We start from the raw sequence: 10669 nt of genomic DNA on the forward strand, positions 1-10669 counted from the left end.
GGCGTCGCAGCCGACGTCCGATCACAGCCGGCGTCCGATCACAGCCGGCGTCTCGAACCTTGGGGGATACGTGAAGATCCAGAACCCGTTCCGCGTGGGCCTGATCGGTACGCTCGGCGTCGGGCTCGGGATCCTCATCCTCAGCTCGGTCACGAGCCTCGCGACGATCATCACCTACATCGGTGCCGCACTGTTCCTCGCCCTGGGCATCGAACCGCTGATCGCGTTCCTCGAGCGTCGCAGCTTCCCGCGCTGGCTGGCTCTCGTCGTCTCCCTCGTCGTGATCATCGGCGCTTTCATCGGCCTGATCTGGGCCATCGTTCCGGTCGCCGTCAGCCAGGCGACCCAGCTGGTCCAGAACACCATCACCTGGGTGAACAACGGCGGAGCCGAGAACTGGTTCCTCGGCCTCCAGCATCAGTTCCCCTCCGTGGTCAACCAGCAGAACATCGATGCTGTCACGCAATGGCTGCAGCAGAACCTGCCCGACATCACGTCGAAGGTTCTGCAGACCGGCGTCGGCATCGTCCAGGGCCTGTTCGGCGTGCTCATCGTCGTCATCCTGACGATCTACTTCACCGCGTCGCTGCCGAGCATCAAACGCTCCGCCTACCAGCTCGTTCCGGCCTCCCGCCGGGCGCGCTTCGCCGACCTCGGCGACCAGATCACCGACGCCGTCGGCAAGTACGTCATGGGGCAGGTCGCGCTGGCGTTGGTCAACGGCGTGCTCAGCGCCATCTTCCTGACCGTGATCGGCGCGAAGTTCCCGATCCTGCTCGCGTCGATCGCCTTCTTCTTCTCGCTGATCCCGCTGGTCGGGACGATCACCGGCTCGGTCATCATCGTTGCGGTCTGCTTCCTCTCCGGACCGCCGACTGCCATCACCGCCGCCATCTACTACCTGGCCTACATGCAGGTGGAGGCGTACTTCCTCAGTCCGCGCATCATGAACCGGGCCGTCTCCGTCCCGGGCGCACTGGTCGTCGTCGCCGCCCTCGCCGGCGGCACGCTGCTCGGCATCCTCGGCGCGCTGGTCGCCATCCCGTTCGCCGCGGCGATCCTGCTGATCGTCAAACAGGTCCTCATCCCCCGTCAGAACGAGCTCTAGAGCGGAGCACTCTCCGCCACCGGAGGCCATTGCGCCGGCAGAGGCAGGGCCGACGGGTTGAGACGTTCGACGATCTCGCTGAGCACGCGGCGGGTCTGGTTCTCCCCCACCCACAGGTGCTTGCCGCCCTCCACATCCACCAGCTCGACCTGAGGCAACGGGGCGAAGCGCTTCTCCGCCTCTGCCGGCCGGAGATAGTTGTCGTGTTCCGGGATGAGGGCGACGATCGGCCGCCGGTCCCCCGCCCAGGCGGCCAGGTGCTCCGGCTTCGCGCGATGCAGCGGCGGGGAGAGCAGGATGACCCCGTCCACCGGGAACCCCCGCCCGTACATCAGCGCCAGCTCGGTTCCGAAGGACCATCCCAGGAGCCAGGGGTGCGGGAGGCCGCGCTCGGTGACGAACGCCATCGCCGCCTCCAGATCGAAGCGCTCGCCGATGCCCTCGTCGAAGGCGCCCTCGCTACGGCCTCGCGGAGACGACGTCCCGCGGGTGTTGAACCGGAGCACCGCGATGTCGGCCAGCGCCGGGAGGCGTCCTGCGGCCTTCCGGAGGATGTGCGAATCCATGAACCCGCCACCGGTCGGGAGCGGGTGCAGCGTGACCAGCGTCGCGGCCGGTTCGCGCTCAAGCGGGCTGGAGAGCTCGCCGACGAGGATCAGGCCGTCACGCGTGCGAAGTTCGATGTCCTCGCGACGAGCGGGCAGCTCCACGCCCCCGCGGATCTCCACCGGTGCGACCGTCCCGTTCGGGTCGGTGCCGGCCGGGTCGGTGCTCATCGGGTCGGTGCTCATACGATCCTCCAGCAGGACTCGTGCCAGTGTCGGCGTGCCGCGAGATCCGCCGCGTCGCCCAGGACGCCGTCAGCCCGCCAGATGACGAGATGCGCCACCCCGGGCGGGATGTCGCGGCTGCACCCCGGGCAGACGTAGCTCTTCTGGGCCTGCGCCGCAGAGACGGGTTGCACGTTCCACTCGACGCCACGTCGGGTCTCGGTGCGCCGCCAGCCGCTGAGCAGGCGCTCCAGGCCGTCCGGCTCTTCGTCCCTCGGGCCGCTCTGGCGGCCTCGGGGTCGGTTGCTGCGCGGCATCTCTCCAGTCTAGGTGCGGTCAGAACCGGCCCGGTCAGTACCAGCCCTGGGACTGCCACACCGACCAGGCACCGCACGGGGTTCCGTAGCGACCGGCGACGTAGCCCAGGCCCCACGTGATCTGAACGCCCGCATCGGTCTCCCACCCCGGACCCATCTTGCTTCCGGGGAGAGCCTGCGGGATGCCGTAGGCGCCGCTCGGGTTGGACGCGTTGACACGCCAGCCCGACTCGTGATTCCACAGCTGCACGAGGCAGGAATACTGGTCGTCTCCCCATCCCCGGTCGTGGACCATCTGGTAGGCGATCGCCTTCGCGGTGCCGGGGTCGGGGACAGGCGCCGACGGGGCGCCGCCTCCGCCGGACGACGACTTGGTCGGCGTCGGAGTGGGCGTCGGTGTCGGCGTGGGCTTCTGCTTGACCGCCAGGGTGTCGCGCGTCACCGTCAAGGCTGCGGACTCGGGCGCCGTCAACGTCTGGGTCGGAGCGCCGCCGTAACGCGACGATGCGGGGATGTTCTGCTGCGCCTCCGCGTAGGCCGGCGTGGTGGTCGTGCCGGAGAACGGGTCGACCACGTTCACCAGCGCGAAGCCTACGGCTGCCGTGAATGCGAATCCCCAGAGGGCGGCCCGTGACCGGATGTGCGGACGCCGGGAACGTCTGAACGCGACGCCGACCGGGTTGGCCGGAGTCAGCGGCACGATCTCTGCTGCTTCTCGTCTACCCACGATCACAGAACGATAACGGAGATTCGGCCGAAACCCAAGAATCGAGCCGCGCATTCAGCGAACGGCCAGCATGACATCGGTGACACTGTCGAGCAGCAGATCGACCTGGACTTCGCGATATCCGCCACGCTGCTCGCGGAAGGTGACCGTCCGCACCTCCTCGACGCTCATCGGCCGTCCGTCCTGGAAATAGCGCACCAGACGGTTCGCGAACCGGTCGACGTCGTTGCGGTTGTACCCGAGCGTGAGGACGTTCACGCGATCGAACCGGTGGCCGAGAGGGCGGTCCAGCCGGTTCAGCACGACCTGCGCCGTGGTGCGCGCCTCCTCGAACCAGCCTGTGTCACCGTGCTTCGCCCGCGTCGTCTCCCGTTCGCGCGCCGCGAAGGCGTCTTCGAGTCGCTCGAGCGCCGCATCCACGTGTGTCGTCGAATACCCGCCCTTCGACATCGCGAAGGCCACATGGCGGATGTCATCGGCCATCAGCTCGGGTGTGTCCTGGTCGCCGTCGTAGGCCCGGCGCGCCGTCTGCAGGAACTCATCCACCTGATCGACGTTGTAGCCCGGCTTGGACTTGGGGCTTCGGGGGAAGGTGCTCACTCCCCCATTCTGTCATCGGAAGACGAGGAAGAGGACGTAGGTGGCCGCTGCCGAGGGGAGGATGGAGTCCAGCCGGTCGAGGAAGCCGCCGTGCCCCGGCAGCCACGAACTCATGTCCTTGACGCCCAGATCGCGCTTGATGAGCGACTCCGCCAGGTCGCCGGCCGTCGCCGTCAGCAGCAGCACGACACCGAACACGATGCCGAACCACCACGACTCGCCGAGCATGAAAACGGACAGCAGAATACCTGCAATCACCGCAGCGGCGGCCGCCCCGGCGAAGCCCTCCCAGGTCTTCTTCGGGCTGATGGTGGGGGCCATCGGGTGCTTGCCCCACGACAGACCGCTCACGTACGCCCCCGTGTCCACCGAGACGACGAGGATGAGGAACGCCAGCACCCACCACTCCCCACCGGGCTCCGCGAGGAGCAGGATGGTGAAGCTGGCCAGCAGGCTGACGTACAGCTGCACGAAGACGGCCCACAGGACGTCCTTGCCGACCGCTCGCGGACCGCGCCGCGAGCGCGGGACGGCCACTTCCTCCACCAGCCGCCACACGACGACGACGAGGATGCCGGCCGAAAGCGACACCAGCTGGCCGCCGGCGTGCAGGAAGAACGTCGCCGGCACGATCCCGACCGCTGCGACCACCGACGGAATCCGGGGCACCCGTCGCCCGGAGCCTCGGAAGGCCTGGAGGAGCTCGAAGGTGGCGAAGCCCGCCATCGTCATCCCGAACACCAGGAACAACTCTTTGATGAAGATGAGACTGACTACCACGAGGGCACCGACCGCGAGGCCGATGATCGTCGCGACGACGAGGTTCCGTCCGGTACGCGCGGCGATCCGCTCGTTGGTGGCATCGAGCTGCGCCTTGCGCGCCTGAACCTGCCTCTCGAAGTCCGCACGGGTGGCCTGCACCTGGGCGCGGAACTCCTCCCGCGATCTCGCCTTGCCCCGGCGGCCGGGGCTGCTGTCGTCGCTCATCGGCTAGACCTCGAGAAGTTCGGCTTCCTTGCGCTTCAACGCCTCGTCGACGGCATCGACGTGCGTACGGGTGATGGTCTCGAGCTCCTTCTCGGCACGTGCCAGCTCGTCCTCGCCGATCTCGCCCTTCAGCGCATCCAGCTCGTCCTTGGAGCGGCGGCGGATGTTGCGGAGAGCGACCTTGGCGTCCTCGCCCTTGCCGCGCACGATCTTGACGAACTCCTTGCGGCGATCCTCGGTGAGCTCGGGGAGCGTGACACGGACGATCTCGCCGTCGTTGCCGACGTTCGCCGACAGGTTCGGCATGTTGACGATCGCCTTCTCGATCTCCTTGAGCGCGGACTTGTCGTACGGCGTCACCAGGAGCACACGCGCCTCCGGGTTCTGCAGCCCGGCCAGCTGCGCGAGGGGCGTCGGCGAGCCGTAGTAGTCCACGAGCACCTTCTGGAACAGAGTCGGATTCGCCCGGCCCGCGCTCACGGTGCCGAATTCCTCCTTAGCCGCGTCCACGGTCTTGCTCATGCGCTGACGGGCGTCGGAAATCACATCCGCGATCACGGTGTCTCCTTGTTCATCGGTGGGTCGCTGTCTAGTCTATTGCGCGCCTCGCGCCGCTCAGCCGAGCAGTGTCCCGATCTCGGCGCCGAGCAGGGCGGCGGTGACGTTGCCCGCCGGCTCGATCCCGAAGATCCGCATGGGCATCCCGTTGTCCATGCACAGGCTGAGAGCGGTCGAGTCGACCGCCTTCAGGTTCTGCTGCAGCGCCTCCTGATGCGAGATCTGCTCGATCTTGCGGGCATCCGGATTGGTCCGGGGGTCGTCGTCGTACATCCCGTCGACGCCGTTCTTGGCGACGAGGACCAGATCGGCACTGATCTCGAGCGCGCGCTGCGCGGCCACCGTGTCGGTCGAGAAGTACGGCAGGCCCGCGCCCGCCCCGAAGATCACGACGCGGCCCTTCTCCAGGTGCCGCTCGGCACGGCGAGGGATGTAGGGCTCGGCCACCTGGGTCATCGCGATCGCGGACTGGACGCGCGTCTCGGCGCCCGCCTGCTCCAGGAAGTCCTGGAGGGCCAGCGCGTTCATGACCGTCCCGAGCATCCCCATGTAGTCGGCGCGTCCGCGGTCCATGCCGCGCTGCGAGAGCTCTGCGCCGCGGAAGAAGTTGCCTCCGCCGACGACGATGGCGATCTCGACGTCCTCGGCCGCCTGCGCGATCTCACGCGCGATGCCGCTGACGACGTCCGGGTTGACGCCCAGCTGGCCGGCTCCGAACGCCTCGCCCGAGAGCTTGAGAAGGACCCTGCGTCGCTGTGCTGGATGTCTCTGAGTGGCTGCCGACATGCGTGAGGAGCGTCCTTCCGTGTGGTTCTGATTAACGCTAGTGGGTGCGCGCTGAAGCCGGAGAGCGTCCCGCGCACAGAAAAGGAGTCCGGATCGTTGTCACGATCCGGACTCCTTCATCGTCTGCTTACGCGCCGACCTTGAACCGGGCGAAGCCGGAGACGGTGAGACCCGAATCCTTCAGCACCTGGGCGATGGTCAGCTTGTTGTCGCGGGCGTACTCCTGCTCGAGCAGGGCGACCTGCTTGAAGAAGGCGCCGAGGCGACCCTCGATGATCTTCGGGAGCGCGGCCTCGGGCTTGCCCTCGTTGCGCGAGATCTCCTCGACGATGCGACGCTCGTTCTCGACCTCGTCGGCCGGGACGTCCTCTCGGGTGAGGTAGGTCGGGTTGGCGAACGAGATGTGCTGCGCGATGCTGCGGGCGGTCTCCGCGTCGCCACCGGCGTAGCCGACGACGACACCGACCTGCGGCGGCAGGTCCTTGGAGGTCTTGTGCAGGTAGATCGCGAAGTTCTCGCCGTTGACGACGGCGATGCGGCGGAGCTCCACCTTCTCGCCGAGGATGGCGGCCTCGTCACCGATGAGCTCGGCGACGGTCTGGCTGCCGGCGGGGGCCGCGAGGCCCTCCTCGACGGTGGTCGCGCCGGCGGCTGCGACCGCGTCGAGCACCTTCTCGGAGAGGGCGATGAACTTCTCGCCCTTCGCGACGAAGTCGGTCTCGCAGGCGAGCTCGATCATCGTGGCGGTGCCGTTGCTGTTCTTCTTGGCCGCGACGAGGCCTTCGCTCGTGGAGCGGTCGGCGCGCTTCGCGTTGCCCTTCGCACCCTTCAGGCGCAGGATCTCGGTGGCCTTCTCGATGTCGCCATCGGCCTCCTCGAGCGCCTTCTTGGTGTCGACCATGCCCGTGCCGAGCTGCTCACGGAGTGACTTGATGTCGGCGATGCTGATGTTTGCCATGTTCTGACTGGAACCTTCTTCTACTCGAAGACTTCTGGGGGACGCGATTACTTGGACTCGGCGTCCGCGTCCGCGTCGGCGGCCTCGACGGCCGGCTCGACCTCGGTGACCTCGGCGGCCTCGACCTCGGTGGCGGCGGCCTCGGTGGACTCGCCCTCGACGGCCACGACCTCGGCGATGGCCTCACCCTCGGCGACGACCTCGGCCGAATCGGTCTTGGCCTCAGCCAGATCGGCGTCGGCAGCCTTTGTGGTCTCGGCGCTCGCCTGGACCTCGTCGGAGGTCTGCAGGAGCTCCTGCTCCCACTCGGCCAGCGGCTCGGCGGGCTCTGCGCCCTCCTCCGGCTTCTGGTGACGCTGGATGAGGCCCTCGGCCGCGGCGTCGGCCACGATGCGGGTCAGCAGGGTCACGGAGCGGATCGCGTCGTCGTTGCCCGGGATCGGGTACTGGACCTCGTCCGGGTCGCAGTTCGTGTCGAGGATGCCGATGACCGGGATGCCGAGCTTCTTGGCTTCGTCGATCGCGAGGTGCTCCTTCTTGGTGTCGACCACCCAGAGCGCGCTCGGCGTCTTGCTGAGGTTGCGGATGCCGCCCAACGACTTGTGGAGCTTGTCCAGCTCCCGCTTCTTGATGAGCAGCTCCTTCTTGGTGAAGCCGCTCGTGGTGCCCTCGAAGTCGAGCTCCTCGAGCTCCTTCATGCGCGCGAGGCGCTTGGACACGGTCGAGAAGTTGGTCAGCAGGCCACCCAGCCAGCGCTGGTTGACGTAGGGCTGGCCGACGCGGGTCGCCTGCTCGGCGATCGCCTGCTGAGCCTGCTTCTTGGTGCCGACGAAGAGGATGGTGCCGCCGTGGGCGACGGTCTCGCGGACGAAGTCGTACGTCTTGTCGATGTACGCCAGCGACTGCTGGAGGTCGATGATGTAGCTGCCCGAGCGCTCGGTGAGGATGAAGCGCTTCATCTTCGGGTTCCAGCGGCGGGTCTGGTGTCCGAAGTGGACGCCGCTGTCGAGCAGCTGGCGCATGGTGACGACGGCCATTGCCGTTCTCCTTTTGTTGCGGTTGTCTGCGACGGCCGGCGGCCGCCACTCCTGGTGCCCCGCGCGCATCCGCATCCCTCCGCTCGCACGACTGTCGCCGTGAGAATGGATGGGAGACCGGTGGATGCGCGCCCCACCCCGACCAGCAGAACCGGCAGGGCGTTCGGGCACGCGTAGTCACTCCGATCAGCGGAGTGCTTCAGACATCGTAGCAGGAAGCCGGACTAGGCCGAGTCCCCGCTGGAGCGCACCTGGACGCCGCGCGCGCGACCGCCCGCCTCGCGGAACAGGGTCTCGGCGTGCTCCAGCGCCATCCCGTTCGTCTCCGGGATCTTGAAGAAGACGAAGAAGAACGACAGCGCGGCGAAGACGGCGTACATCCCGTACGTGAAGGGTAGCGAGAAGTCGGACATCGCCGGGAAGGAGACCGTCACGAGGAAGTTGGCCACCCACTGCGCGGCGGCCGCGACCCCCAGCGCCTTCCCGCGGATCCGGGTCGGGAAGATCTCTCCCAGCAGCACCCAGACCAGCGGGCCCCACGAGGCGCCGAAGCAGACCACGAACACGTTGGCCGCCACCAGCGCGATCGGCCCCCAGGGGCTCGGGAGGGACACGGCACCGTCGTGCTTGACCGCGAACGCGAACGACAGGGCCATGACGCCGAGGGACAGGGCCATCCCGACGGAGCCGGTGAGCAGGATCGGCCTCCGGCCCACGCGGTCCACCAGGAGGATCGCCACGATCGTGACGAGCACGTTGGTGATGGAGGTGATCACGGTGATGAGGAGCGAATTGCTCTCGGTGAACCCCACCGCCCGCCAGAGGGTCGTGGAGTAGTAGAAGATCACGTTGATACCGACGAACTGCTGGAACACCGACAGGATGATCCCGATCCAGACGATCGGCTTGAGGCCGAGCCGGTTTCCCGCGAGGGTGGCCTTCGCGCCCTCCTTGTCCTCCTCGATGGCGCGCTGGATGTCCCCGATCTGCCGGTCGACGTCGTCCTCCGGCACCAGGGTCGTGAAGATGCGACGGGCCTCGTCGCGACGGCCCGTGGCGAGCAGGAACCGCGGAGACTCGGGCAGCGTCAGCGCCAGGATGCCGTAGACGACCGACGGGATGACGCCGACCAGGAACATCCACCTCCAGGCCTCGAGCCCGAGCCACAGCTGATCGTCGGCAGAACCGGCCACGCCGGCGAGGAGCGCGTCGGAGAGCAGCGCCACGAAGATTCCGACGGTGATCGCGAGCTGCTGCAATGAGGCCAGACGGCCGCGCGACTGCCTCGGCGAGATCTCCGCGATGTAGGCGGGCGCGACGACGGAGGCGATCCCGATTCCCAGACCGCCGACGATGCGCCAGAAGCCCAGATCCCAGGCCGAGAACGCGAGACCGGCACCGATGGAGCTCGCCAGGAAGAGGACCGCGCCCATCAGCATGACGCGCAGGCGTCCCCAGCGATCGGCGAGCCGTCCGGCGGCGAAGGCGCCGGCCGCGCAGCCCAGGAGGGCGATCGCGACGATGAAGCCGGTGACGACGGCGTTCAGCGCGAAATTGTGCTGCACCGAGTTGACCGCGCCGTTGATGACGGACGAGTCGAAGCCGAACAAGAATCCACCGACGGCCGCGGCGATCGCGAGTCCCGTGACCCTCCTCCGCATCGCCGGGGTCGGCCGTGGTGCGTTGTCGTCCGTCGTTACGGTTACGTTCCTGCTCTCGTCAGCCATGTCATCCCTCTTCGCGTCGCGCCCCGCATTTAGCGGTGCCGGGAGGGGGCGCCGCCAGGGGCAGACGTCACGGTACGCCCCGATCTCGCACCGGAGAAGAGTCGGGATGTCGGGGTGGAGTGGTGCTCACAAGGCGCCGGATGCGGGAGTTGTCCACAGAGTCAGGCCGTGACGACCGCTCAATGCCGAGACGGAGGCAGGGTGGTCGAATCGGGCGTTGCCACGCGGGAGCGGGCGATTCGGTGGAAGGAAGGGGGCCGGGGATGCGGCTGATGAGAGTGGTTGAGCGGGCCGCAGGCCGGGCGGCGGGCGGGGTCTTGTCCTTCATCCTTCTCGTGCTGTCGGCCGTGGGGCCGTCGGCGGGCGCAGAGGTGGAATGGCGAGACGCTGGCACAGCGGCACTGGTCACCACCGCCTCACTCAGCTCAACCATGTTGCCGGACGCGGAACCGCGATGGGAGTGGCCGCTGGCATCGCATTCGCTGACGGCTCCCTACGCCGCCCCTGCGACCCGGTACGCGGCAGGGCATCGCGGCATCGATCTGTCCGCCGTCAGGGGCACGCCGGTGAGTGCGCCGGACGATGCGGTGGTCCGCTTCTCCGGCGTCGTCGTCGATCGACCGGTGCTGACCTTGGATCACGGCGGCGGCATCCTCTCGAGCTACGAGCCGGTCGCATCGGAACTGCCGGTGGGCACCGTGGTCGCACGGGGCTCCGTCGTGGGCGCCGTCGCAGGCGGCGGTCACTGCCAGGCGGCGTGCCTGCACGTCGGCGTACGAGTGGACGGCGAGTACGTCTCACCTCTGCTCTTCTTCGCTCGGGTGCCGCCGGCGATCCTCCTCCCCCTCGGAAATCGATGAGGCGGCCTCACGCCCGCGGGTGCGCCAGGCGGTAGGCCTCCTTGAGGCGCTCGGTGGAGACGTGGGTGTAGATCTGCGTGGTGCCGAGGCTCGCGTGTCCGAGGAGTTCCTGCACAGCACGGAGGTCGGCTCCGCCGTCGAGGAGGTGCGTGGCAGCGGTGTGGCGGAGGGCGTGGGGTCCGGAGGGACCGCGCCCAGGGATATCGGCCAGGAGCCCGGCCACCAGTTGGTAGA

13 protein-coding genes are annotated in these 10669 nt (G+C 68.0%); 2 read left to right on the forward strand and 11 right to left on the reverse strand.

The features are described 5' to 3' along the window. Positions 1-70 precede the first annotated feature (70 nt). Positions 71-1108, forward strand: coding sequence for an AI-2E family transporter (locus ACPYOG_RS06435; protein WP_090040191.1), 1038 nt, complete (start codon positions 71-73; stop codon positions 1106-1108). Here ACPYOG_RS06435 and ACPYOG_RS06440 read toward each other — a convergent pair. The 10 genes from ACPYOG_RS06440 to ACPYOG_RS06485 form a co-directional block, all read right to left on the reverse strand. After that, on the reverse strand, positions 1105-1884 hold the full coding sequence (locus ACPYOG_RS06440) for an alpha/beta hydrolase (RefSeq protein ID WP_481293429.1): 780 nt from the start codon (positions 1882-1884) through the stop codon (positions 1105-1107). The two genes, ACPYOG_RS06435 and ACPYOG_RS06440, sit on opposite strands and share 4 nt — an antisense overlap. Before the next feature lie 11 nt (positions 1885-1895). Continuing rightward, complete coding sequence (locus ACPYOG_RS06445; protein WP_481293419.1) at positions 1896-2195, reverse strand: hypothetical protein; 300 nt, start codon at positions 2193-2195, stop codon at positions 1896-1898. Between the two features lie 34 nt (positions 2196-2229). Continuing rightward, positions 2230-2922, reverse strand: coding sequence for an aggregation-promoting factor C-terminal-like domain-containing protein (locus ACPYOG_RS06450; protein ID WP_481293420.1), 693 nt, complete (start codon positions 2920-2922; stop codon positions 2230-2232). A 54-nt stretch (positions 2923-2976) separates the two neighbouring features. Continuing rightward, positions 2977-3522, reverse strand: a complete 546-nt coding sequence (locus ACPYOG_RS06455) for a DivIVA domain-containing protein (RefSeq protein WP_481293421.1) — start codon at positions 3520-3522, stop codon at positions 2977-2979. 12 nt (positions 3523-3534) lie between these two features. Then, entirely contained in the window at positions 3535-4509 is a 975-nt protein-coding gene (locus tag ACPYOG_RS06460; RefSeq protein ID WP_481293422.1) for a phosphatidate cytidylyltransferase, read from the reverse strand. A gap of 3 nt (positions 4510-4512) precedes the next feature. After that, positions 4513-5067: a ribosome recycling factor gene (gene frr / locus ACPYOG_RS06465; protein ID WP_090040203.1), complete on the reverse strand. Its 555-nt coding sequence runs from the start codon at positions 5065-5067 to the stop codon at positions 4513-4515. A 57-nt stretch (positions 5068-5124) separates the two neighbouring features. After that, the gene (pyrH, locus tag ACPYOG_RS06470) at positions 5125-5853 is read right to left on the reverse strand and encodes a UMP kinase (RefSeq protein WP_481293423.1); all 729 of its coding nucleotides are present in this window, start codon (positions 5851-5853) and stop codon (positions 5125-5127) included. Between the two features lie 127 nt (positions 5854-5980). Beyond that, positions 5981-6811, reverse strand: coding sequence for a translation elongation factor Ts (gene tsf / locus ACPYOG_RS06475; protein ID WP_481293424.1), 831 nt, complete (start codon positions 6809-6811; stop codon positions 5981-5983). Positions 6812-6858: 47 nt separating this feature from the next. After that, entirely contained in the window at positions 6859-7848 is a 990-nt protein-coding gene (gene rpsB / locus ACPYOG_RS06480; RefSeq protein WP_481293425.1) for a 30S ribosomal protein S2, read from the reverse strand. Positions 7849-8072: 224 nt separating this feature from the next. Then, positions 8073-9509 (reverse strand): sugar porter family MFS transporter, encoded by a 1437-nt coding sequence (locus ACPYOG_RS06485; protein ID WP_481293430.1) that lies wholly within the window; start codon positions 9507-9509, stop codon positions 8073-8075. 338 nt (positions 9510-9847) lie between these two features. Here ACPYOG_RS06485 and ACPYOG_RS06490 point away from each other — a divergent pair, with 338 nt between their 5' ends. Beyond that, on the forward strand, positions 9848-10435 hold the full coding sequence (locus ACPYOG_RS06490; RefSeq protein WP_481293426.1) for a M23 family metallopeptidase: 588 nt from the start codon (positions 9848-9850) through the stop codon (positions 10433-10435). A gap of 7 nt (positions 10436-10442) precedes the next feature. Here the strand turns inward: ACPYOG_RS06490 and ACPYOG_RS06495 are convergent. Next, positions 10443-10669 (reverse strand): tyrosine-type recombinase/integrase (locus ACPYOG_RS06495; RefSeq protein WP_481293427.1); only part of this gene is annotated, 227 nt, incomplete at its 5' end.

Source organism: Leifsonia sp. HAY1-4F (genome assembly GCF_056755275.1).

Bases quoted from the DNA above. Each gene is read 5' to 3' on its own strand.
- ACPYOG_RS06445 (WP_481293419.1), bottom strand. From the start codon at position 2,195: ATGCCGCGCAGCAACCGACCCCGAGGCCGCCAGAGCGGCCCGAGGGAC.
- ACPYOG_RS06460 (WP_481293422.1), bottom strand. From the start codon at position 4,509: ATGAGCGACGACAGCAGCCCCGGCCGCCGGGGCAAGGCGAGATCGCGG.
- ACPYOG_RS06440 (WP_481293429.1), bottom strand. From the start codon at position 1,884: ATGAGCACCGACCCGGCCGGCACCGACCCGAACGGGACGGTCGCACCG.
- tsf (WP_481293424.1), bottom strand. From the start codon at position 6,811: ATGGCAAACATCAGCATCGCCGACATCAAGTCACTCCGTGAGCAGCTC.
- rpsB (WP_481293425.1), bottom strand. From the start codon at position 7,848: ATGGCCGTCGTCACCATGCGCCAGCTGCTCGACAGCGGCGTCCACTTC.
- ACPYOG_RS06490 (WP_481293426.1), top strand. From the start codon at position 9,848: ATGAGAGTGGTTGAGCGGGCCGCAGGCCGGGCGGCGGGCGGGGTCTTG.
- pyrH (WP_481293423.1), bottom strand. From the start codon at position 5,853: ATGTCGGCAGCCACTCAGAGACATCCAGCACAGCGACGCAGGGTCCTT.
- ACPYOG_RS06485 (WP_481293430.1), bottom strand. From the start codon at position 9,509: ATGCGGAGGAGGGTCACGGGACTCGCGATCGCCGCGGCCGTCGGTGGA.